The following is a 24,200-nucleotide window of genomic DNA, read 5'->3' on the forward strand; positions in this document are numbered from 1 at the left end:
ACGCCCCTTGACCGCGAGGCAAACGCCCTCCATGTCGGGAGGTCAGATTTTCGCCTGGACCGTAATGGTTCCGGGCCAAGCCTCTATTGCAGAGAAGCAAAATGAATGTTGTCGTTGTAGAATCTCCTGCCAAGGCCAAGACAATCAACAAGTATCTCGGCTCCGGCTACAAGGTTCTCGCCTCTTTCGGCCATGTGCGCGATCTTCCGGCCAAGGACGGCTCGGTGCTTCCCGACCAGGATTTTGAAATGTCCTGGGAGGTCGATACCGCGTCGCAGAAGCGCATGAAGGACATTGCCGATGCCGTAAAAGGCTCGGACGGCCTGTTTCTCGCGACCGACCCGGATCGCGAGGGTGAAGCCATTTCCTGGCACGTGCTGGATCTCCTGAAGAAGAAGAAGGTCCTCGGCGACAAGCCGGTCAAGCGCGTCGTCTTCAACGCCATCACCAAGAAGGCCGTACTCGATGCCATGGCGAGCCCCCGCGACATCGACGTGCCGCTGGTCGACGCCTATCTCGCTCGCCGCGCGCTCGATTACCTCGTCGGCTTCAACCTGTCGCCTGTCCTGTGGCGCAAGCTGCCGGGCGCCCGTTCGGCCGGCCGCGTGCAATCGGTCGCGCTGAGGCTCGTCTGCGACCGCGAATCGGAGATCGAGCGTTTCGTCTCGGAAGAATACTGGAACCTGTCGGCGCTCCTGCGTACCCCGCGCGGCGACGAGTTCGAGGCGCGCCTCGTATCGGCAGACGGCAAGCGGCTGCAGAACCGCGCAATCAAGAACGGCGAGGAAGCCAACCGCCTGAAGGCGCTGCTCGACGGCGCGACCTATCTGGTCGAGACGGTCGAGGCAAAGCCCGTCAAGCGCAATCCCGGCCCGCCCTTCACCACCTCGACGCTGCAGCAGGCGGCGTCGTCAAATATCGGATTCAACGCCTCGCGCACCATGCAGGTGGCGCAGAAGCTCTACGAAGGCGTCGATATCGGCGGCGAGACCGTCGGTCTCATCACCTATATGCGTACCGACGGCGTGCAGATGGCACCCGAAGCGATCGATGCCGCCCGCAGCGCCATCGTCGGCCAGTTCGGGCAGCGCTACCTGCCGGAAAAGCCGCGCTTCTATTCCACCAAGGCGAAGAACGCCCAGGAAGCCCACGAAGCGATCCGGCCGACCGATTTCAACCGTACGCCGGATCAGGTGCGCCGTTACCTCGATGCCGACCAGGCCCGTCTCTACGAACTGATCTGGAAGCGCGGCATTGCCAGCCAGATGGCATCGGCCGAAATCGAGCGCACCACGGTCGACATCCTCGCCGACAACAAGGGCGAGAAGGCCGGCCTGCGCGCCGTCGGCTCGGTCATCCGTTTCGACGGCTTCCTCGGTGCCTATATGGACAGCCGCGAGGAGGGAGAAAAGAGCGAGGATGACGACGAAGACGGCCGCCTGCCCGAGATCAACGCCCGCGAAAAGCTCGACAGACAAAAGGTCAATGCCAGCCAGCACTTCACCGAGCCGCCGCCGCGTTATTCGGAAGCCTCGCTGATCAAGAAGATGGAAGAGCTCGGCATCGGCCGCCCCTCCACCTATGCCGCGACGCTGAAGACGCTGAGCGACCGCGAATATATCGTGATGGACAAGCGCAAGCTGGTGCCGCATTCCAAGGGCCGTCTGGTGACCGCCTTCCTGGAAAGCTTCTTCACCAAATACGTGGAATACGACTTCACCGCCGATCTGGAAGAAAAGCTCGACAAGATCTCGGCCGGCGAACTCGACTGGAAGCAGGTGCTGCGCGAATTCTGGCAGGATTTCTTCGCCCAGATCGAGGACACCAAGGAACTGCGCGTCACCAACGTGCTGGATGCGCTGAACGAAACGCTGGCGCCGCTGGTCTTCCCGAAGCGGGAGGACGGCAGCGATCCGCGCATCTGCCAGGTCTGCGGCACCGGCAACCTGTCGCTGAAGCTCGGCAAATACGGCGCCTTCGTCGGCTGCTCGAACTACCCGGACTGCAACTATACCCGCCAGCTGTCGTCCGAAGGCGGCGCGGAGGCGGAGGCGAACGGCCTCAACGAACCGAAGGCGCTCGGCGCGGACCCGCATACGGGCGAGGAACTGACGCTGCGTTCGGGCCGGTTCGGACCCTATATCCAGCGCGGCGACGGCAAGGAGGCCAAGCGTTCGTCGCTGCCGAAAGGCTGGAAGCCCGAGGATATCGACCACGAAAAGGCGCTGGCGCTCATCAACCTGCCGCGCGATGTCGGCAAGCACCCGGAATCGGCCAAGATGATCTCGGCCGGGCTCGGCCGTTATGGGCCGTTCCTGCTGCATGACGGCACCTATGCCAATCTGGAAAGCATCGAGGACGTGTTCTCGATCGGCCTCAACCGCGCCGTCACCGTGCTCGCCGAAAAGCAGAGCAAGGTAGCGGCCGGCGGCGGCCGCAGCCGCGGCACGCCCGCTGCGCTGAAGGAACTCGGCGACCATCCGGACGGCGGCGCGATCACGGTGCGCGACGGCAAATACGGCCCTTACGTCAACTGGGGCAAGGTCAACGCGACGCTGCCGAAGGGGCTCGACCCGCAATCGGTGACGATGGAACAGGCGATGGCCTTCATCATCGAAAAGGGCGGCAAGGCGCCGTCGGCCAAGGCGAAGCCGAAGAAGGCCGCCGCCAAGGCAGCGACCGACACCAAGAAGGCGGCACCGAAAGCCAAAACGGCCACCAAGGCCAAGGCTCCGGCAAAGAAGGCCGCACCGAAGGCGAAGAAGACGGGAACGTGAGAGAACCGCGCGACAGATCGAGACATCAGGGAAAACGCCCCGACAAAGCCATCCGAGGCAACGCCGCTTCCCCCACGGGGAAGCCGGTGATCATCCATGGTGCCGTGCCGCCGCGCGACGTTCTGCTCGAATTCATCGCCGACAATCCCGACAAGGGTTCGAAGCGCGAGATCGCCAAGGCGTTCGGCCTCAAGGGCGACACCCGTGTCGAACTGAAGGACCTGCTGCGGACGCTTGAAGAGGAAGGCCTGCTCAAGAAAAGCCGCAAGTCGCTCACCCGGCCTGACGCTTTGCCGCCGGTCACGGTGCTCGACATCACCACCCGCGACAAGGACGGCGAATTGATCGGCCGGCCGGCCGAATGGCCCGAAGAACTGGGCGCGGCGCCTGCCGTGCTGATCCGCCAGTCGTCGGACAATCGCGGCAAGGGCAAGGCGCCCGCCGCCGGGCTCAACGACCGGGTGCTGGCAAAAATCTTCCCCAACAAGGACCGCAGCGGCCCAGCCTATACCGCCCGCGTCATCAAGATCATCGACAAGCGCCGCGGCGCCTCGCTCGGCGTCGTGCACAAACTGAACGACGGCGAGTTGCGCCTGCTGCCGATCGACCGGCGCGGCGAGGAAATGGTGATCGAGCCCGCCGATATCGCCGATGCGAAGGACGGCGACCTGGTCGAGACGGAAGTCGTCCGCTCCGGCCGCTTCGGCCTGCCGCGCGCCCGGGTTCTGTCGGTCGTCGGATCGGTCGGTTCGGAAAAGGCGATCTCGATGATCGCCATCTATTCGCACGGCATTCCGCATATCTTCCCGAAACAGGTTCTGGACGAGGCCGAGGCGGCGAAGCCGGCCTCGATGGCCCATCGCGAAGACTGGCGCTCGCTGCCGCTGATCACCATCGACCCGGCCGATGCCAAGGATCATGACGACGCGGTCTATGCGGAGCTCGATCCCTCGCCCGACAATCCGGATGGGGTCATCGTCACCGTCGCGATCGCCGACGTCTCCTGGTACATCCGCAGCGGTTCGGCGCTCGACCGCGAGGCGCTGAAGCGTGGCAATTCGGTCTATTTTCCCGACCGCGTCGTGCCGATGCTGCCGGAGCGCATCTCCAACGATCTCTGCTCGCTGCGCGAAGGCGAAGACCGGCCGGCGCTTGCCGTGCGCATGGTGTTTTCGAAGGAAGGCCGCAAGGCGGGCCATACCTTCCACCGGATCATGATGAAGAGCGCCGCCAAGCTCTCCTACAACCAAGCCCAGGCGGCGATCGACGGCAAGCCGGACGACAAGACCGGGCCGCTGCTCGATCCGATCCTCAAGCCGCTGTGGCACGCCTATGGCGTGATGAAACGCGGCCGTGACCGCCGCCAGCCGCTCGAGCTCGACATGCCTGAGCGCAAGATCCTGCTGAAGCCCGACGGCACCGTCGACCGGGTGTTCGTGCCGGAGCGGCTCGATGCGCACAAGCTCATCGAGGAGATGATGATCCAGGCGAACGTCGCCGCCGCCGAGACGCTGGAGAAGAAGCGGCAGATGCTGATCTACCGCGTCCACGACGCGCCGTCGCTCGCCAAGCAGGAGACGCTGCGCGAGTTCCTCGCGACTTTGGGCATCCCGATGGCCAAGGGCGGCCAGATGCGCGCCAATTCCTTCAACGGCATCCTCGCCAAGGCCGAAGACACGCCGCACCAGGTGATGGTCAACGAGATGGTGCTGCGCTCGCAGAGCCAGGCGATCTACAGCCCCGAGAACATCGGCCATTTCGGCCTCAACCTGATGAAATACGCGCATTTCACCTCGCCGATCCGCCGTTATGCGGACCTGATCGTGCACCGCGCGCTGGTCGGATCGCTCGGCCTCGGCGAAGGCGGCATCAAGCCCGACGAAGAAGCGCAGCTCGACGATATCGCCGCAGAAATCTCGACCTTCGAGCGCCGCGCGATGGCTGCCGAGCGCGACACGATCAACCGGCTGATCGCTCATCATCTTTCGGAGCGCATCGGTGAGGAATTCGTCGGCCGCATCTCCGGCGTCACCAAGGCGGGACTATTTGTCTCGCTTCCGACCTATGGCGCTGACGGATTCATACCTATATCCACGCTCGGCAACGACTACTTCATCTACGACGAGGCGCATCAGGCACTGTCGGGAGAGAAGACCGGTCTCGGCTACCAGCTCGGCGATACGGTCGATGTGCGGCTGAAGCAGGCGATCCCGCTTGCCGGTGCGCTGCAGTTCGAAATGCTGAGCGAGGGCAAGAAACTGCCGACCGCGACCCGCTCCTTCCACAAATCGGGGCGGCGCGGCCGGGCACAACCCGGCACGCGGCCTCCGCGGGGCGGACGAAGGAGATAGGAATGCAGAAACAGGTCGAACGGACCGTCCGATATGGTGGAGCTCAGGAGGCCGAAAGGCCGCTGGGGCGATCCATCAAGCGGGGCTTGCTCTCCACCTGTCCTGCCTGCGGCACCGGCCGCCTGTTCCGGGCCTTCCTGAAACCGGTCGATACCTGCGCCGTCTGCGGCGAGGAAATCTCCCACCACCGCGCCGACGACCTGCCGGCCTATCTCGTCATCGTCGTCGTCGGCCATGTGCTGATGACCGGCTACATGCTGACCGACATGACGCTGCGGGTTTCTCCCTGGGTGCATCTGGCGATCTGGGTGCCGTTGGCGGTCCTCGCGGCGATCTTGACCATCCAGCCGATCAAGGGCGGCGTCATCGGGTTCCAGTGGGCCCTGAAGATGCATGGCTTCGGCGGCACCGAGGACGAGGCGGTCGATCCCGGCCGGGGCGGACCGATCGCATGACATCCTCCGCCGAGGAACATGCTCCGTTTGCAATGGATACGCCGAAGCATGCGCGCGTCGCCGGCGTGACGCCCAAGGATGCGGCTTCGCTGATCCTGATCGACCGTTCTGGCGGCAGCCCGCGGGTGCTGATGGGCCGGCGCGGCAGCGGTCATGTCTTCATGCCCGACGTCTACGTGTTTCCCGGCGGCAGGCGCGATGCCCGCGACCACGCCCTTCCCTTCAGCGCCGACCTCGACCGGCTGGTTCTCGAAAAACTCACCGCCGGCACCACGGCCCGCATGACCTCGGCCCGGGCCCGGGCACTGGCGCTCGCGGCCCTCAGGGAACTCCACGAGGAGACCGGGCTTGGCGGCGGCAACGCCGATCTCTCCCGCCTGCGCTATGTCGCCCGCGCCATCACGCCGCCCGGCAATGTCCGACGCTACGACACGCGTTTCTTTCTCGCGTTTACCGACGAAACTCTCTTCGACATGGCGCGTCTTGGCGACTCCGACGAACTTCAGGACGTGCGCTGGCTTGACATTGCCGAGCTTTCGGGTCTGAAACTCCCGCGCATCACCCAGGCGGTTATGGAGGACGTGAAAAACCTGATGGCATCCGATCCGTCTTTACCGTTTGGAAGCCCGGTTTCCTTCTACTTCATGCGTCATGGACGATTCGTCCGCAGCCGACTGTAAGGAACATTGAATGCCTCAGCCGACGACAGACGCCAACGGCCATGTCGAGAAGATCCACTGGCCGTCGCTGATCGCCGCCATATCCGCCATCAGTGCCGTGGGCATTGCCATCGGTCTCGGCCTGCCGCTCCTCAGCATCATTCTTGAAAAGCGCGGAATCTCGTCCACCCTGATCGGCCTCAACGCCGCCATGGCCGGCGTCGCCTCGATGGTCGCGGCGCCGATCACCACCAAGATCGCCCATGACTACGGCGTGGCGCGGACCATGATGTTCGCGGTGGTCGTCGCGGCCATCAGCGCCATCGGCTTTTATTACGCGGATGCCTTCTGGATGTGGTTCCCGCTGCGCTTCACCTTCCACGGCGCGACGACGACGCTGTTCATCCTGTCGGAATTCTGGATCAACGAGGCGGCCCCGCCACGGCGTCGCGGGCTCGTCCTCGGCATCTATGCCACGGTGCTCGCCATCGGCTTCGCGACCGGTCCCCTGCTCTTCTCCGCGCTCGGCAGCGACGGCGTCCTGCCCTTCCTGGTGGGTGCCGCGATCATCATGCTGGCGATTATCCCGACCTTCGTCGCCCGCCATGAGAGCCCCGTGCTGGACACCAAGCCGGAGCGCCATTTCTTCCACTATATATTCCTGGTGCCGACCGCCACCGCCGCAGTCTTCGCCTTCGGCGCCGTGTCGGCGGGCGGACTGTCGCTGTTCCCGATCTATGCGCTTCGCGAGCAGCTGACGGAATCGCAGGCCGCCGTGCTGCTGACGGTGATGGGGATAGGCAACATGGCCTTCCAGATCCCGCTCGGCCTCTATTCCGACAAGCTGAAGGACCGCCGGCCGCTGCTGACCACCATGGCGGTGCTCGGCGTGCTCGGATCGCTGGCACTGCCCTTCCTCATCCAGAACTGGATCCTGATGGCGGTGATCCTGTTCTTCTGGGGCGGCTGCGTCTCCGGCCTCTATACGGTCGGCCTGGCGCATCTCGGTGCGAGACTCAGCGGCCCCGACCTTGCCGCCGCCAATGCGGCCTTCATCTTCTGTTACGCGGTCGGCACCGTGGCCGGTCCGCAGGGCATCGGCGCGGCCATCGATATTGCCGGCAATGACGGTTTTGCCTGGGCATTGGCGGGATTCTTCGGCTTCTATGTGCTGGTTTCCCTCTGCCGGATGCTTTTCCGATCAAAACGGAGTTGACTTTTCGGGCGCGATTTGTAATTTCGCGCCAGATTTTGCCGTGGACCCTACCCGCGTCCGCGGCTTCATTTTTTCTTAGAGGCAGAACACCATGGCGAAAGCTACGACCATCAAGATCAAGCTGCTGTCGACGGCTGACACCGGTTTCTTCTACGTCACCACGAAGAACAGCCGCACGATGACCGACAAGATGACCAAGACCAAGTATGACCCGGTCGCCAAGAAGCATGTCGAGTTCAAGGAAACCAAGATCAAGTAAGACTTGATCCTACGGTTTGTCGAAGGGCGCCAGCCGATCGGCTAGGCGCCTTTTCTTTTGGTTTCTCTCCGGCATGTGATCCAGAGTGGATCAGGCTGCGTAGAAACGGAAAAGCGCCGCTCCAGAGGCCTGGAACGGCGCTTTCAATTGGGGGTCGACCAGCCTGCAATCACGGCACGAGGAACCGCTTTGGTATGCCTGCCAGTCGACCGACCCCACGACCCAGGAGATGCGGCGGACCTGAGCATCATGGGGTATCGGCGTCCCTTTCGGGTACACTGTCTGTGTTGCGGTCAAAATTGCTCAAAACGAAAAGAAAATCAACAGATTCTTAATCTGATACCGGGTCAGTCACTGTTGTTGGTTAAAATTCGCGTCCGCTATTCGCATTCTGCTTAAATTCTTCGACATAATCCCAAGGTCATTCCGGATGCTTTATAGGATTACAAGCAATCAAACCCTTGGAAATTTGCTGCCAATTCAACAACCTCTTTGAGGAACATTGTTTATCTTGCCAGCCATGCAAAAACATGAAAGCCAATTCGACAGCTATTCTCGATTGACTGGCCTGATGCCCGCCGCGGATACATTCGAAATTTCTTGGATGCGCCGCAGCAACAGGATTAACCGATCCCTGTTCATGAAATTCTTCAATTAATTCGCACCTACAAAAAATTGGGTTCCGCCTCAGACAAACCCGGTGCTCCAGAGGTTTTTCCACAGCACCCCTGCATTGCAGGCCGCCAATTCGCGCAATTTAGAATTTTCTGATTCTCTACGCGGCGGCTGCAACCACGCGATTGCGTCCGCCGTTCTTCGCTTCATAAAGGGCGCGGTCGGCCTGCTTTATCAATTGCTCCGGGGTTTCGGCGCCATGGGTGTTGCAGGCGATCCCGAGCGATGCGGTGATGTTGAGCATGATGCCCGCCGTCTTCAAATGGAACGGCTGGTTCTCGATGATGCTGCGAAGCCTCTCGGCAATCGCAGCGGCCGACATCGCGTCGGTATCGGGCATGACGACCACGAATTCCTCGCCGCCGTAACGGCAGGCGAGATCGGCTCCCCTCACAGTCGAGCGGACGCGGGCCGCGAACTCCTTCAGCACCTCGTCGCCGGCATCATGACCGTAGGTATCGTTGACCGATTTGAAGCGGTCGATATCGGTGATGCAGACGGACAGCGGCCGCGAGCGTGCGGCAGCGCGGTTGAACAGCACCTTGAGGTGATTGTCGAGATAACGCCGGTTGTTGAGGCCGGTCAGGCCGTCGGTAACGGCAAGCTCGATCGTCTGGCGCACACTCATGCGCAGTCGGTCGTTGTAGCGCTTGCGCTTGATCTGGGTCAGCACGCGGGCCACCAGTTCGTTCGGGTCGATCGGCCGGACGATATAGTCGTTGACACCGAGGTCAAGCGCCCGGACGATCAGGTCGTCGGCGCCCATTTCGGTGACCAGCAGCAGCGGCAGGAAGCGGGTGCGCTCCAGCGAACGAAGCTGCGAGCACAGCCTCAACGGATCGTAGTCGTCGAAATTGGCATTGACGATCACCAGATCGACCGGGTTCTCCGCCGCTTCGAAAAGGGCCGCCTGCGGATCGGACATGGCGATGACGCCGGCGACCGGCTTCAGCGCCTTGATGATACGCTCCTGCGAGCTTGCGCGGCCATCCACGAGCAGAACCTGGGCCATCTCGTCGCGGCCGTCGGCGCCTTTCAGCATGTCTTCCAGCGCGATATTGTTGGCGGTATCGGCGCGAATGCGCAGCTCGTCGCTCAGCGTCTTCAGCCGCACCAGGCTTTTCACGCGCGAAATCAGCTGCAGGTCGTTGACCGGCTTGGTCAGGAAATCGTCGGCGCCGGCCTTCAATCCGCGGACGCGATCGGACGGCTGGTCGAGCGCGGTGACCATGACGACGGGGATATGGGCGGTGCGCGGATTGGCCTTCAGCCGCTCGCAGACTTCGAAACCGTCGATTCCGGGCATCATGATATCGAGCAGGATCAGGTCGACATGGGTGCTGTCGCAGATCGAAAGCGCCTTGTAGCCGTCGTCGGCCGTCAGGACGTCGAAATATTCGGCCAGAAGCCTGGCTTCAAGCAGCTTCACGTTTGCCGGAATATCGTCGACTACCAGTATGCGCGCCGTCATGAAGTCCGTCCCGTTCTCATGCGTCGCCGAGATATGTCTTTATCGTCTCGATGAATTTCGGCACCGAGATGGGTTTCGAGACATAGGCTTCGCAACCACCCTGGCGGATGCGCTCCTCGTCGCCCTTCATGGCAAAGGCGGTCACCGCGATCACCGGAATGACATGCAATTCATCGTCTTCCTTCAGCCATTTGGTGACTTCCAGACCCGAAACCTCGGGCAGCTGGATATCCATCAAAATCAGGTCGGGGCGATGTTTGCGTGCAAGATCAAGCGCTTCCATACCGTTGCGGGTCTGGATGGTATCGTATCCCGATGCTTCGATCAGGTCGCGGAAGAGCTTCATGTTCAGCTCGTTGTCCTCGACGATCATGACCCGTTTGGGCATGGCGATCCGTTCCTTAAATCCCGGCTTGCATGAGTGCCTTCAGTATATAAGCTCCCGGAACGGCCGATTCCACAGAGCGCCTATCAGGCACGGTAGAGCCATTTGGTTGAAAAAGAGGTAACTCGGCAGACAATGCGGCGCGATCCCGACAATACTCGAAACAGCGGAACCCAGGCGGAAGAGACGGCCGGCGCCATTCTCGGATGGCTCGCCAATGAGCCGGACATGCTTGGCCGTTTCCTCGCACTTTCGGGCGTCCAGCCCAACCAGCTGCGCAACGCGGTAAACGATCCGGGCTTTCTCGCCGGCATGATCGATTTCCTGATGGGTCATGAACCGACGCTGCTGGCCTTCTGCGAGGCGACGGGCACAAAGCCGGAAACCGTGGCGGCCGCCTGGCACCACTATTCGGGACCCGGGCCCGATTCCGGCGACTATTGAGATGACCGAGATTCTCGACCTTTCCCATGTGCGACTCGGCGACCGGCCGCTCGTCGTCTGCGACGTCGACGACGTGGTGCTGCATTTCGCGGCCCCTTTCCAGGATTTTTTGCGCGGCGAAGGCCATGAGCTGCTGCCGCGCTCCTTCCGGCTCACCGGCAATATCGTCTCCACCGAGACCCATATCGCACTCGAGCCGACGGAAGTGCGCCGGCTGATCGAGGCTTTCTTCGAGGCTCAGGAGAACTGGCAAATCCCCACCGACCTCGTCGTCCAGACACTCGAAACGCTGTCGAAGGATGCCGATGTCGTGTTCCTCACCGCCATGCCGCCGCGCTACCGGGAGCACCGCCGCCGGCTTCTCGACCGGATCGGCCTCACCTTCCCGATGATCGCCAGCGAGGAGCCGAAGGGACCGATCATGCAGCGCCTGCATGCCGGGCGCCCCCTGCCCACCGTCTTCATCGACGACATGGCGCATAACCTTCATTCGGTGCGGGATCATCTCGCCGAATGCCTCCTCCTCCACATGATGCCCGACTCGCCGCTGCATCTGCTGGCGCCGAAACCCGCCGAAGGCATCGCCCGGGCAACGGACTGGGCCCATGCCGCCGAGCTGATCCGCGGCCATATCCGGCCCGAAGCGGCCTGACATCTAAAGTTCCAGCCGCATCAGCGGCCGTCCGTCCTTGCGGCGCTCCACCACGTCGAAGCCCGCCGCATCGAAGATCGCCGTCGAGCCGATGCACAGCGTCACCGATTTCGACTGCTTCACATGATCGATCGGACAGGCATCGACGAACCGCGCTCCCATATGCCGAGCATATTCAACTGCGCCGGACAGCAGGCGGTGGCTCAGTCCCCTGCCCCTGAGCTTCGGCTTCAGGAAAAAACAGCTGACCGCCCAGACCGTGGGATCGGCCGCATCGGCCTGCTCCAAGGGGCGCGAAACGGTGCGCGGAGAGTTGAATTGTGGCACGTCGTGGCGCGGCCCGACCTGCACCCACGCGACCGGCTCGCCCTCCGAATAAGCCAGAATGCCGGGCGGCGGACCGGCGGTTATACGGCTGTGAATATGGTCCTTGCGCTCCTGCGGCAGCATCTTTGTGCGAACCGCATGCGGCAGACGCAATGCGACGCACCAACAGTGATAAAAGGCACCCTGAGGACCGAAAAGCATTTCGAAATCCTCCCAACGCTCCGCCGTCACAGGCTCGAAACGAAGATCGATATCCACGCCAAACCTCTACGCTCTCCCTTGTGACTCACGAGCTTAGGCCTTAACGTCGCCGCGTTCAATCTTTGTTCTCCGCCATGACGCCTACGCCTGACAAGACACCCGGCTTCTGTCGCGACTGCCTTGCGGAGCAGAAGGCGGAAGTGCGCCGTTGCCGCGCCTGCGGCAGCCCGCGCCTCGTCTATCACAAGGAGCTCTATGGCCTGACGCTGGCGCATATCGATTGCGACGCCTTCTATGCGACGATCGAAAAACGCGACAATCCGGATCTTGCCGCCAAGCCGGTCATCATCGGCGGCGGCAAACGCGGCGTCGTCTCGACCGCTTGTTATATCGCCCGCATCAATGGCGTGCGTTCGGCCATGCCGATGTTCAAGGCGCTCGAACTCTGCCCGGACGCGATCGTGATCCCGCCGAACATGGAGAAATATGTGGGCGTCGGGCGGCAGGTGCGCGCCATGATGCACGATCTGACGCCGCTGGTGCAGCCGCTGTCGATCGACGAGGCCTTTCTCGAACTCGCCGGCACCGAGCGGCTGCACCACGCCCCGCCGGCGCGCATCCTCGCGAAATTCGCCAAGCGAGTGCAGGACGAGATCGGCATCAGCATTTCGGTCGGCCTCTCCTATTGCAAATTCCTCGCCAAGGTCGCCTCCGACCTGCAGAAGCCGCGCGGCTTTTCGGTGATCGGGCAGGAAGAGGCGCTGGAATTCCTGGCGGCCCGGCCGGTCACCACGATCTGGGGCGTCGGCAAGGCGTTCAACGCAACGCTGGAGGCGGACGGCATCCGCACCATCGGCCAGCTCCAGACAATGCAGGAAGCCGACCTGATGCGCCGCTACGGCACGATGGGCCAGCGGCTCTATCGCCTCTCGCGCGGCATCGACGACCGCGAGGTGCATCCGAACGAGGCGGCGAAAAGCGTTTCGGCCGAGACCACCTTCTTCGACGACATTTCGCGCTATGACGACCTCGTGCCGATCCTGCGCCGGCTTTCGGAAAAGGTCTCGGCGCGGCTGAAGAAGCACGGTATTGCCGGACAGACCGTCGTCCTCAAGCTGAAGACCGCCGACTTCAAGAGCCGGACCCGCAACAAGCGGCTGGAGGACCCGACCCAGCTGGCCGACCGCATTTTCAGGACCGGCCTGTCGCTGATGGAGCGCGAGACCGACGGCACCAAATTCCGCCTGCTCGGCATCGGCGTTACCGATCTCGGCGATCCGACGCTTGCCGATCCACCCGATCTCGTTGACCACCAGGCCGGCCGCCGGGCGGCTGCGGAGGCGGCGATGGACAAGCTGCGCGACAAGTTCGGCAAGGCCGCGGTCGAGACCGGATATACTTTCGGCAGCCGCCGCCGGGATCAATGAAATGTGATCCGTTATTAACCATGACGTTAAAACTACTCGCGTCACGGATAACCTTCCTTAAACCTCATGCGCTAATATGAGCGTCTTGTATTGCGTATGGGGTCGGTCATGTTGCGTCGCCTGGTATTCGGGTTAAGTCTTTTGTCTGCGACCATGCTGTCGCCTGCGGCTTTTGCGGAAGGTGCCCGCACGCTGCAGATCATCGTTTCCAAGGACAAGCAGTCGCTCACCGTCTATGACGGCGAAACGGTCGTCACCACATCGAAGGTTTCGACCGGCAAGGAAGGCCATTCGACCCCGAGCGGCATCTTTTCGATCCTCGAAAAGCAGAAATATCACGAATCCAACCTCTATTCGAACGCGCCCATGCCGTGGATGCAGCGCCTGACCTGGTCGGGTATCGCGCTGCACGAATCCAACAGCGTGCCGAACTATCCGGCCTCGCATGGCTGCGTGCGCATGCCTGGCGCCTTCGCCAAATCGCTCTTCCAGATGACCGAGCGCGGCGCGCATGTGCTGATCACCGATGCGCCGGTCATGCCGCAGCGGATCGAGAGCGCCAGCCTGTTCCTGCCGCGAAAGCCGCTGCCGACCGGGCCGCTGCTGTCCGATGTGCAGCTCAGAACCTCGTCGATCGTCAGCAGCTCCAAGCCGGTCGAAGTGGCGATGAATGTCGTCCCGAACAATCCTTCGATCGTCCATCCGACCACCGATGCCTCGCCGACGGTGACCAAGCCGGCCGCGGCGACGGCCGAGGACGCCGCACCGCTTCGCATCCTCATCACCCGGCGCGGCGACCGCGAAACGCTGATGGATGCGCAGATTCTGCTGCAGCAGCTCGGTTTCGACACCGGCGGTGGCGACGGGTTCGCGGGCCCGATGACCCGCAGCGCGATTGCCGGCTTCAAGCGCTGGAAGAACCTTTCGCCCAAGGGCGCGCTGGTGACGCCGGAATTCCTCGAGGCGCTTTATGAGACCGCAGGCCAGCCGCGCCCGCCGATGGGCCAGATCATGGTGCGCCAGAACTTCCAGCCTATTTTCGAAGCGCCGGTCGGCATCAAGAACCCGGAAGTGGCGCTTGGCACGCATTTCTTCAGCGTCGACAAGGTCGAACGCAATGAGGAGACGGCCGAATGGCATGCCGTCACCGTGCCGAACGGGCTGAGCGCCGCGGTGAAGCAGCGGCTCGGAATCACGGTCGCCGACGACCCCTACGCGCCCGGCGCCGCCGCAAGGGCGCTTGCCCGCATCGAGATCCCGGCCGAGATTCGCGACCGGATCGAGACGCTGATCAGCGACGGCTCGTCTCTTACGATCAACGACCAGGGGATCGGCCCCGATACCGGCAACGGCACGGATTTCATCACCATCACCCAGCCTGTGCAGCGGGTCGCGGAAGCCCAGGCCTCCGTCGACAAGTCGTCGATCGTCAAGCCGCAGCCCGTCAGCCAGCGGCGGACGGACGCCAAGCCGCGCGCCTACGGTCTCTACTGAGAACCGTCAGACCAGTTCGACATCGAGAACGCCCGGCGCGGTCCTGAGCGCCGCGGCGATTTCCGGCGAGATGCGGTATTTTTCCGTCAGCTCCACCTCGATCTCCCGCTTGCCGTCATCCTTGATGACCACGAAGGAGACAAGCCCGTCTCCCCTTGCATTCAGATGCCGCGCGACCGTGCGCAGCGGGCCTGAATCGCGCACGAAGACGCGCAATGCCTTCTGCATCTGCACCGACTTTTCCTCGAGCGACTGCGCGGTCTGGATGCGCAAACCGATGCCTTCCGGCCGCTCTTCCGCCTGCACGGTGATGACCAGCGACTTGCCGGGTTCGAGCAGGTCCCGATATTGGGCCAGCCCTTCCGAGAACAGCACCGCCTCGAACTGAGCGGTCGCATCCGAGAAGGTGACGATGCCCATCTTGTTGCCGGTGCGGGTCTTGCGCTCCTGGCGGCCGGTCACCGTTCCGGCCAGCCGGCCGGCGGTGGCGCCCTGTTTCACGGCGGCGGAAAAATCCGCGAAATTCTGGACGCGCATCTTGGCGAGCACGTTCGTATAGGCGTCGAGCGGATGGGCGGAGAGATAGAAGCCGAGCACCTGGTATTCGCGCATCAGCTTTTCGGACGGCATCCACGGGGTAAACGGCGGGAAGATCAGCGTTTCCGGCCCGGAGGCCGAGGACGAGCCGAACATGTCGTGCTGGCCGCTGACCTTTTCCCCTTGCGCGCGCTGCGCATAACCGATGATGCGGTCGAGGCCGCCGCTCAGCTCGGCGCGGTCGCGGCCGAAACAATCGAAGGCGCCCGCCGAAATCAGGCTTTCCATGACGCGGCGATTGACCTGCTTGGGATCGATCCGGAGGCAGAAATCCTCGATGCTCGCGAACGGCACGTCGCCGCGCACGTCCGTGATGTGATCGACCGCCGATTCGCCGACACCCTTGATGGCGGCCAGCGCATAATAAATCTTGTTGTCGCCGGTCTCGAAATGCCGGAACGATGTCTGCACCGACGGCGGAATGACGGCGATGCCGAGCCGGCCCGCATCCTGCCGGAAATCGTTCAGCTTCTCGCTGTTCGACATATCGTAGGTCATCGACGCGGCGAGGAACTCGACCGGGTAATGCGCCTTCATGAAGGCCGTCTGGTAGGAGACGATGGCGTAGGCCGCGGCGTGCGATTTGTTGAAGCCATAATTGGCGAACTTGGCGAGCAGTTCGAAGATATTGTTGGCCTGCGGCTTGGAGACGCCGTTCTTGATGGCGCCGGAGACAAAGCGCTCGCTCTGCTGGTCCATCTCCGCCTTGATCTTCTTGCCCATGGCGCGGCGCAGCAGGTCGGCCTCGCCGAGCGAATAGCCCGAGAGCACCTGGGCGATCTGCATGACCTGCTCCTGGTAGACGATAACCCCCTGGGTTTCCTTGAGCAGATGGTCGATCATCGGATGGATCGACTCGATCTCCTCCTCGCCGTGCTTGCGGGCGTTGTAGGTCGGGATGTTCTCCATCGGGCCCGGACGATAAAGGGCGACCAGCGCGATAATGTCCTCGATGCAGTCCGGCCGCATGCCGATCAGCGCCTTGCGCATGCCGGCACTTTCCACCTGGAACACGCCGACCGTCTCGCCGCGCGAGAGCATTTCGTAGGTCTTCTGATCGTCGAGCGGGATCTTGGCCAGATCGACCTCGATGCCGCGCTTGCGGCAGAAATCGACCGCGGTCTTCAGCACCGTCAGCGTCTTCAGGCCGAGGAAGTCGAACTTCACCAGGCCCGCCTGCTCTACCCATTTCATGTTGAACTGGGTGACCGGCATGTCGGAGCGCGGGTCCCGGTACATCGGCACCAGCTTCGAGAGCGGCCGGTCGCCGATCACGATGCCGGCGGCGTGGGTCGAGGCGTGGCGGTAAAGGCCCTCGATCTTCTGGGCGATATCCAGCAGGCGGGCGACGACCGGCTCCTTGTCGGCCTCCTCCTGCAGCTTCGGTTCTTCCTCGATCGCCTTCGACAGCGGGGTCGGATTGGCCGGGTTGTTGGGCACCAGCTTGCAGATCTTGTCGACCTGGCCATAGGGCATTTCGAGCACGCGGCCGACGTCGCGCAGTGCTGCGCGCGCCTGGAGCGAACCGAAGGTGATGATCTGCGCCACCTGTTCGCGGCCGTATTTCTGCTGCACGTAGCGGATCACCTCTTCGCGGCGATCCTGGCAGAAGTCGATGTCGAAGTCGGGCATCGAGACGCGGTCAGGATTGAGGAAACGTTCGAACAGCAGCGAGAAACGCAGCGGATCGACGTCGGTAATGGTCAGCGCGTAGGCGACCAGCGAGCCCGCGCCCGAGCCACGGCCCGGGCCGACCGGGATGCCCTGCTGCTTGGCCCATTTGATGAAATCGGCAACGATCAGGAAGTAGCCCGGGAACTTCATCTTCTCGATGACGCTGAGCTCGAAATCGAGCCGCTCGCGGTAATCCTGCTCGGTATAGCCGCGCGTCATGCCGAGCGTCGCGATGCGCTCTTCGAGACCTTCGACCGATTGGCGGCGCAACTCGGCGGCCTCGGCCCGCTCCGCCTCCGCGGCGTCGTCGGTCGCGCCGGTGAAGCGCGGCAGGATCGGATTGCGGGTCTTCAGGACGAAGGAGCAGCGCCGGGCGATCTCCACCGTGTTTTCGAGCGCCTCCGGAAGATCGGAAAACAGCTTCGCCATCTCGGCCCGGCTTTTCAGATAATGGTCCGGCGTCAAGCGGAAGCGGCTGTCGTCCGAGACGATCGCGTTATGGGCTACAGCCATCAGCGCGTCATGGGCATCGTAATCCGCCTTCGACGGAAAGAACGCCTCGTTCGTCGCCACCAGCGGCAGGTCGTGGTCGTAGGCCAGCGTCACCATTTTCTGCTCGTGACGCCGGTCATAGGCGCCGTGGCGCTGCAGTTCGACATAAAGCCGGTCGCCGAAGATTTCCCTCAGCTTCAGGAGCCTTGCCTCGGCAAGCGTCGCATTGCCTTCCTTCAGGACCATGTCGACCGGACCGGTGCTCGCCCCGGTCAGCGCGATCAGGCCTTCGGTACCGCCCTCTTCCAGCCAGGAACGGCAGATATGGGTCGTCTGGTGCCCCTCTCCGCCGAGATAAGCGCGGCTTATCAGGTCCACCAGCCGTTCGTAACCGATAGCATTCGCCGCCAGCACCACGATAGCCGGCAGCTTTGCCATTTGCTGGTGATTGTTACGCCGCTCGTCGGATTGGTCTTCCATATCGATCGAGAGCTGGCAGCCGATGATCGGTTGCAGGCCGTCGCCGATCGCCTTCTGGGCGAATTCCAGCGCAACGAAGAGATTGTTGGTGTCGGTTATCGCGATCGCGGGCTGATTGTCCGCGATCGCCTTCGAGAGGATCTTCTTGAGCGGCAAAGCGCCTTCAAGAAGCGAAAAGGCGGAATGGACGCGAAGGTGAACGAATTGAGGGCTGCTCCCCAGCTCTTCCGATCCCGATTTTACGTCCACTATGTCTGCCATGCCTGCGCCTTACCCGTTTGATGAAGCGGGAACCATCTCATGAATCAGGCTATTGTCCGGCGCAGGGCCTTCAGAGTCCAGTTCGGATTTCCCTCCTCAACGCCTTTCGGCCGAGGGACTGATCCGATCCGGGATCACATGGCCATCATGATCATGGAAAGGCTCGCCACGAAGGTGGCAATCGAAGCGAATGCGGCAATGTCACGAAGCAGGTCAGTCATCGTCGTCTCCCGTGTTCTCTTATGTTTTTAGTTTGTTCTCATTTTGTTTGAGAGTCAACAAAAGAACAGACCGGAAACAAACATATCGCGATATCCTCCCTCGCCTGGTAAACAGGATGTTAATTTGGGAATTTCGACGCATGCCGACACATCCGGACTTGGATAACCAATCCGGGCTTTGCCTGTTCGGACGGGGCGCTGAAAGCTGCCTCGTAAGTTAATTTATAGGTGACACCTCTCAGCGCCCCGTTCGGCGGTTGATATCCGCGACTTCGGTCCCTCTGCCGTGGCCTTTCCGGACGGTGTTCGTATGACCCATGGCGCCCGTCCGAATCCTCGGGTTTAACCCGAGGACTTATCGGCAAGGCTTCCATGGCTCTCCGCCGGCTTCTCCGATGGGATCGGTCGGACTTATAAAAATCCGGCAAAACCATCCGGTCGACCACCCTGTGTGCCGCACAGGCACGCCCGGCGCGCTGTTTCGGGCATCAAGAGACGAAGGCTCGGTCCGTTTGCCTCCATCTCTCCCCGTGTCGCCGGAGGGAGACCATTTTCCGCGAACCCGGATCATGAGGACTTACGTCGTTTCCCCATGACCCGCGCCGGTTCCGCCTCGCCGCAACGCCTTGCGGTGTATCCGCGACGGAACGGGGGGATTATAGGCACGGGTCGGGAATGCGGGGATGAGGGAGGACGTGAATTGGGGCAAGCCGCTGAAAAGGTTGCGGGGGGCGTTTGATACCGTCCCCGCGGAAGGGCTTGCCCCTCGCCTTGGCCCCTCATCCGCCTGCCGGCACCTTCTCCCCGTTTTGACGGGGAGAAGAGAGACGCAGCGCCGGTCTGCCTCGATCACCGGCTGCGGGCGGGATATGTCCTGCTCGTCCAGAACGGGTTACGAACATCGGGAGCGAAGCGCCCGGGCCTTTACATCTCGACGACCTTGCCGCCCTCGATCGTGACGCGACGGTCCATGCGGGCGGCGAGATCGTGATTGTGGGTGGCGATCAGCGCGGCAAGGCCCGACTGACGCACCAGGGCCTCCAGCGCGTCGAACACGTAGGAGGCGGTCTTCGGGTCGAGATTGCCGGTCGGTTCGTCGGCGAGGAGGACGCGCGGGGCGTTGGCGACGGCGCGGGCGATCGCCACGCGCTGCTGCTCGCCGCCGGAGAGTTCCGAGGGGCGGTGTTCGGCGCGGTGGCCGATGCGCATATATTCCAGAAGCTGGCCGGCGCGCTCCTTCGCCTCCGCCTTGGACAGGCCGGCGATCAGCTGCGGCATCATGATGTTCTCGACCGCGGAAAACTCCGGCAGGAGATGATGGAACTGGTAGACGAAACCGATCTGATTGCGGCGCATCGCGGTCCGTTCGGAATCGGGAAGGCCGTTGCAGGCATGTCCGCTCAGAAAGACTTCGCCGGCGTCGGGATGTTCGAGCAGGCCGGCGAGATGCAGGAGGGTCGATTTGCCGGTGCCGGAGGGGGCGACCAGCGCGACGATCTCGCCGCTCCTCAACTCGAAATCGGCCCCCTTCAGGATCGAAAGCGTGGTCTCGCCCTGGCCATAGTGACGTTCGACGCCAGAGAGCTGCAAGACGGTTTTGCGTGCCATGAAGTATGCCAAGTCCTATTCGTACCGAAGGGCCTGGACAGGATCGAGCCGGGAGGCCCGCCATGCCGGGAAGATAGTCGCGATGAAGGAGAGGACGAGTGCCATCATGACCACCGAGAAGGTCTCGCCAAAGCTCATCTCCGCCGGCAGTTGGCTGAGGAAATAGAGCTCCGGATCGAAAAGGATGGTGCCCGAAACCCAGGAGAAGAACTGGCGGATCGATTCGACATTGAGACAGACAACCACGCCGAGCAGCACGCCCGCGAACGTTCCGACGATGCCGATCGCAGCCCCGGTCATGAAGAAGATGCGCATGATCGCGCCCGACCCGGCGCCCATGGTGCGCAGGATGGCGATATCGCTGCCCTTGTCCTTCACCAGCATGATCAGGCCCGAGATGATGTTGAGCGCCGCCACCAGCACGATTAGCGTCAGGATCATGAACATGACGTTGCGCTCCACCTGAAGCGCCGAGAAGAAGGTCTGGTTGCGCTGGCGCCAGTCGGTGATGAAGATCTGCCTTCCGGCCGCAGCTTCGACCTGCGGACGCAGCGCGTCGACATTGTCGGGATTGTCGATGAACAGCTCGATCGACTGGACGAGGCCTTCGGCATTGAAATAGAGCTGCGATTCCTCGAGCGGCATATAGATGATCGTCGCGTCGTATTCCGACATGCCGATCTCGAAAATCCCCGAAACGGGATAGGATTTGACGCGCGGATTGACGCCCATCGGCGTGACGTCGCCTTCCGGCGAAATCAGGGTGATCTGGTCGCCGGCGGACAGGCCGAGCTGGCCCGCGAGCCTCGAGCCGACCAGAACGCCCTGCCCCGAGGCAAAACCAACCATGTCGCCGGACTTGATGTTGCCGGCCACTTCGGACAGCTTTTCGAGGTCTTCGGGGCGTACGCCGCGCACCAGCGCGCCGGAGCCCGCACCGCCGCGGCCCGATGCCAGCGTCTGGCCCTCGACCAGCGGCAGCGCCATCTTGACGCCCGGCACGGCCGAGAATTTCTGGGTGAGCTCGGCGTAATCGGTGAGCGGCCCGTCGATCGGCTGGACGATCATGTGGCCGTTGATGCCGAGTATCCGCGAGATGAGCTCGGTGCGGAAACCGTTCATGACGGCCATGACGATAATCAGCGTCGCAACGCCGAGCATGATGCCGATGAAGGAAAACCCGGCGATGACGGAGATGAAGGCCTCGCGGCGGCGCGAGCGCAGGTAACGCCAGGCGACCATCCGCTCGAAGGCCGAGAAAGGACCGGCCGAACGGGATCCGTCCGCCTTGTCCGCTTCACCATTCGCCGCCACGCTCGCCATGCCGTTTCCTCAAACCTGCCGTCGGCGGACGAGCCGCCACTTCATCGTTCACCGGCCATGCCGGTTTATAGGCCGGCGAGCCTGTTCATGGCCGCTTCGACGGTCAGCGTTTCGCGCTCGCCGGTCTTGCGGTCCTTGACCTCCACTTCGCCTGACGCGGCGGAGCGGGGTCCGACAATCACCTGGACCGGCACGCCGATCAGGTCGGCGGTCGCGAACTTGGTGCCGGCGCGCTCGTCCGTGTCGTCGTAGAGCACGTCCTTGCCGACCGTTGCGAGACCGCCATAGAGCGTTTCGCAGATACGGTCGCAGGCTTCGTCGCCGGGCTTCATGTTGATCACCACGACGTCGAACGGCGCGACCGATGCCGGCCAGATGATTCCGTTGTCGTCATGCGATGCTTCGATGATGGCGGGAACAAGGCGTGTCGGGCCGATGCCGTAAGAACCCATGTGGACAGCGTGTTCCTTGCCGTCCGGTCCCTGCACCTTGGCGCCCATCGGCTCGGAATATTTGGTGCCGAAATAGAAGATGTGGCCGACCTCGATGCCGCGGGCGGAAAGACGATCGGTCTCGGGAATGGCGTTGAATGCGTCCTCGTCGTGCATTTCCGAGGTCGCGGCGTAGACGGAGGTCCACTTGTCGAAGACCGCCTGCATGGCCGCGACGTCATCGAAATTGGTGTCCGTGCTGGGGATGTCGAAGTTGACGAAATCCTTGTGGGAAAAAACCTCCGACTCGCCGGTATCGGCCAGGATGATGAATTCGTGGGACAGGTTGCCGCCGATCGGGCCGGTATCGGCGCGCATCGGGATGGCGCGAAGCCCGAGCCTGGAGAAGGTGCGCAGATAGGCGGTGAACATCTTGCGATAGGAATGTTCGGCCGCGTCCTTGGTCAGGTCGAAGGAATAGGCGTCCTTCATCAGGAATTCGCGCGAGCGCATGGTGCCGAAGCGCGGACGGATCTCGTCGCGGAACTTCAGTTGGATGTGATAGAGGTTGAGCGGCAGGTTCTTGTAGGATTTGACATAGGACCGGAAGATGTCCGTGATCATTTCCTCGTTGGTGGGGCCGTAGAGCATCGGCCGCTCCTGGCGGTCCTTGATGCGCAGCATTTCCTTGCCATAGGCGTCGTAGCGGCCGCTTTCCTGCCAGAGCTCGGCCGACTGCAGCGTCGGCATCAGCACCTCGATGGCGCCGGCGCGGTTCTGTTCCTCGCGGATGATCGCGTTGACCTTGTCGAGCACGCGCTTGCCAAGCGGCAGCCAGGAATAGATGCCCTGGCTCTGCTGGCGGATCATGCCGGCACGCAGCATAAGCCGGTGGGACACGATTTCCGCTTCCTTGGGGTTTTCCTTCAGGATGGGCATAAAATAGCGGGACAGGCGCATCGCGATTTCCGAGGTTGTCAGGCCTATCCGTCAGGTGAGGAATCGGCCGCTTTCTTCAACAATATTGCGAGGGTACATAGCCGTTCCGCGTTCTCAAGGGAACCCGCCCCCGCATGAATCGCAGGTTGTTCACCATTCCGCGCCGGCATTTTCAGACCCGCTAAAAGAGGGGATTTCGTGGCAAGTATGCGACATTTTTGTCAACTGAAAAATTTTATCGAAGTGTAGCAAAAATACAAAAAAAGCGGATGACAAAGCACATCCTTTGAGCTAGGTTCAGCTCACAAAAGAGGCAAGGAGTTCAAATTCTTGCCATTTCGCGGTCAAGTCTTGGGAGGATCAGATCTTAGGCGCGCTCGTCGCTGCCCCGGCAACGGTTAAGGATCACGCGAAACTAGAAAACAAGGCTTAACCGCCTTGTTTTTTTTTGCTTTCTCGGCTGAGAACGTTTGTTTTTCGCCTGCGCGAGCGGCTCTATCCGGGGGCCTTTGCCGCCGCTTCCTATGCCCGTAAATCATGACAGGGAAATGACAGGCTCCCGATGATCCTGCCCGGCCCGGCCACATCATTGCCCACTTATTCGAAGGTGGGCACGATGACCGGGATATCGGCAATGCCGACGCCGAAATAGACCGAGGCGACGTGGTAGCCCGCGTAGAGCAGGGTCGAGATCACCGTCGTCAAAAGTACGACGCGGCCGCCGCGAAACCGGGTCGGGGCGCTTTCCACCGTGCCCGTGGTCACCGCGCCATCGTCCTGCTGGCTGCGATAGCCGAGCGGAAGGACGATGAAGAGCACGGTCCACCAGATGATGAAGTAGATGGCCGCGACCGTCAAAAGAGGCATGATGTCTACTCGATTCCGGTTCGAAGAAGTGGCGCCCTTATAGGCCGAAAGGCGGACAAGCTCAAACCAAGAGGGCCCGACGTGATGTCACAGCTGTGGGAATCATAGCTGTTCAAGCTCGACGAGCGTGCCGTTAAAATCCTTGGGATGCAGGAAAAGCACAGGTTTTCCATGGGCTCCCGTCTTCGGATTGCCGTCTCCGAGCACCCGCGCGCCGGCCGCCTTCAGCGTGTCGCGGGCCGCGACGATATCGTCCACCTCGTAGCAGATATGGTGCATGCCGCCGGAAGGGTTCTTCTCGAGAAAGGCCGATATTGGCGAATCGGGGCCGAGCGGCTCGAGCAGTTCCACCTTTGTGTTGGGGAGCTCGACAAAGACCACGGTCACGCCGTGTTCCGGCAGGGCCTGGGCCTGGGAAACGCGGGCGCCGAGCGTGTCGCGATAGGTCGAGGTCGCGGCGGCAAGATCCGGCACGGCGATGGCGATGTGATTGACGCGTCCGAGCATGGTTTGG

At 62.3% G+C, this 24,200-nt stretch carries 19 protein-coding genes; 10 read left to right on the forward strand and 9 right to left on the reverse strand.

Annotated elements, in window-relative coordinates; genetic code table 11:
* Positions 1–101 precede the first annotated feature (101 nt).
* The 6 genes from topA (at position 102) to rpmG (ending at position 7,717) form a co-directional block, all read left to right on the forward strand.
* A complete protein-coding gene (gene topA, locus J2X76_RS00270; RefSeq protein ID WP_113130375.1) occupies positions 102–2,777 on the forward strand; it encodes a type I DNA topoisomerase in 2,676 nt (891 codons plus the stop codon).
* Between the two features lie 50 nt (positions 2,778–2,827).
* Positions 2,828–5,128 carry a ribonuclease R gene (gene rnr / locus J2X76_RS00275; protein ID WP_310214639.1) on the forward strand — a complete coding sequence of 767 codons (2,301 nt, stop codon included), beginning with the start codon at positions 2,828–2,830 and terminating at the stop codon, positions 5,126–5,128.
* 2 nt (positions 5,129–5,130) lie between these two features.
* Positions 5,131–5,583 (forward strand): DUF983 domain-containing protein, encoded by a 453-nt coding sequence (locus J2X76_RS00280; protein ID WP_113285873.1) that lies wholly within the window; start codon positions 5,131–5,133, stop codon positions 5,581–5,583.
* A complete protein-coding gene (locus tag J2X76_RS00285; protein WP_405029957.1) occupies positions 5,580–6,263 on the forward strand; it encodes an NUDIX hydrolase in 684 nt (227 codons plus the stop codon). The genes J2X76_RS00280 and J2X76_RS00285 overlap by 4 nt, the downstream gene beginning before the upstream one ends.
* Before the next feature lie 10 nt (positions 6,264–6,273).
* On the forward strand, positions 6,274–7,458 hold the full coding sequence (locus J2X76_RS00290; protein WP_310211845.1) for an MFS transporter: 1,185 nt from the start codon (positions 6,274–6,276) through the stop codon (positions 7,456–7,458).
* Positions 7,459–7,549: 91 nt separating this feature from the next.
* Positions 7,550–7,717 carry a 50S ribosomal protein L33 gene (gene rpmG, locus J2X76_RS00295; RefSeq protein WP_003547442.1) on the forward strand — a complete coding sequence of 56 codons (168 nt, stop codon included), beginning with the start codon at positions 7,550–7,552 and terminating at the stop codon, positions 7,715–7,717.
* A 775-nt stretch (positions 7,718–8,492) separates the two neighbouring features.
* Here rpmG and J2X76_RS00300 read toward each other — a convergent pair.
* On the reverse strand, positions 8,493–9,863 hold the full coding sequence (locus J2X76_RS00300) for a PleD family two-component system response regulator (protein WP_113130370.1): 1,371 nt from the start codon (positions 9,861–9,863) through the stop codon (positions 8,493–8,495).
* A gap of 16 nt (positions 9,864–9,879) precedes the next feature.
* Positions 9,880–10,251, reverse strand: coding sequence for a response regulator (locus J2X76_RS00305; protein WP_007765577.1), 372 nt, complete (start codon positions 10,249–10,251; stop codon positions 9,880–9,882).
* Positions 10,252–10,383: 132 nt separating this feature from the next.
* Between J2X76_RS00305 and J2X76_RS00310 the strand changes: the two genes are divergently transcribed.
* On the forward strand, positions 10,384–10,692 hold the full coding sequence (locus J2X76_RS00310) for a DUF3572 domain-containing protein (protein ID WP_310211854.1): 309 nt from the start codon (positions 10,384–10,386) through the stop codon (positions 10,690–10,692).
* A 1-nt stretch (position 10,693) separates the two neighbouring features.
* A complete protein-coding gene (locus J2X76_RS00315; protein ID WP_310211857.1) occupies positions 10,694–11,344 on the forward strand; it encodes a hypothetical protein in 651 nt (216 codons plus the stop codon).
* A 3-nt stretch (positions 11,345–11,347) separates the two neighbouring features.
* Here J2X76_RS00315 and J2X76_RS00320 read toward each other — a convergent pair whose 3' ends face one another.
* A complete protein-coding gene (locus J2X76_RS00320; RefSeq protein ID WP_310211860.1) occupies positions 11,348–11,929 on the reverse strand; it encodes a GNAT family N-acetyltransferase in 582 nt (193 codons plus the stop codon).
* A 77-nt stretch (positions 11,930–12,006) separates the two neighbouring features.
* On the opposite strand from J2X76_RS00320, the gene J2X76_RS00325 reads away from it, so the two are divergent.
* Both J2X76_RS00325 and J2X76_RS00330 read left to right on the forward strand, forming a co-directional pair.
* Positions 12,007–13,299: a DNA polymerase IV gene (locus J2X76_RS00325; RefSeq protein WP_310211864.1), complete on the forward strand. Its 1,293-nt coding sequence runs from the start codon at positions 12,007–12,009 to the stop codon at positions 13,297–13,299.
* Positions 13,300–13,407: 108 nt separating this feature from the next.
* Positions 13,408–14,793: a L,D-transpeptidase gene (locus J2X76_RS00330; protein WP_310211866.1), complete on the forward strand. Its 1,386-nt coding sequence runs from the start codon at positions 13,408–13,410 to the stop codon at positions 14,791–14,793.
* 6 nt (positions 14,794–14,799) lie between these two features.
* Here the strand turns inward: J2X76_RS00330 and dnaE are convergent, their stop codons facing one another.
* The 6 genes from dnaE to mce all read right to left on the reverse strand — a co-directional run bounded on the left by dnaE (position 14,800) and on the right by mce (position 24,193).
* Positions 14,800–18,297: a DNA polymerase III subunit alpha gene (gene dnaE / locus J2X76_RS00335; protein ID WP_310211869.1), complete on the reverse strand. Its 3,498-nt coding sequence runs from the start codon at positions 18,295–18,297 to the stop codon at positions 14,800–14,802.
* 1,145 nt (positions 18,298–19,442) lie between these two features.
* Complete coding sequence (locus tag J2X76_RS00340) at positions 19,443–20,126, reverse strand: ABC transporter ATP-binding protein (protein WP_113131568.1); 684 nt, start codon at positions 20,124–20,126, stop codon at positions 19,443–19,445.
* Between the two features lie 15 nt (positions 20,127–20,141).
* Positions 20,142–21,449, reverse strand: a complete 1,308-nt coding sequence (locus J2X76_RS00345; RefSeq protein ID WP_113285866.1) for a lipoprotein-releasing ABC transporter permease subunit — start codon at positions 21,447–21,449, stop codon at positions 20,142–20,144.
* Positions 21,450–21,514: 65 nt separating this feature from the next.
* Entirely contained in the window at positions 21,515–22,840 is a 1,326-nt protein-coding gene (gene proS / locus J2X76_RS00350; protein ID WP_310211873.1) for a proline--tRNA ligase, read from the reverse strand.
* Between the two features lie 576 nt (positions 22,841–23,416).
* Positions 23,417–23,686, reverse strand: a complete 270-nt coding sequence (locus tag J2X76_RS00355) for a DUF1467 family protein (protein ID WP_113131571.1) — start codon at positions 23,684–23,686, stop codon at positions 23,417–23,419.
* A gap of 102 nt (positions 23,687–23,788) precedes the next feature.
* A complete protein-coding gene (gene mce, locus J2X76_RS00360; protein ID WP_113131572.1) occupies positions 23,789–24,193 on the reverse strand; it encodes a methylmalonyl-CoA epimerase in 405 nt (134 codons plus the stop codon).
* Positions 24,194–24,200 lie beyond the last annotated feature (7 nt).

It is taken from the genome of Neorhizobium sp. 2083 (assembly GCF_031455615.1).
GTDB lineage: Bacteria > Pseudomonadota > Alphaproteobacteria > Rhizobiales > Rhizobiaceae > Neorhizobium.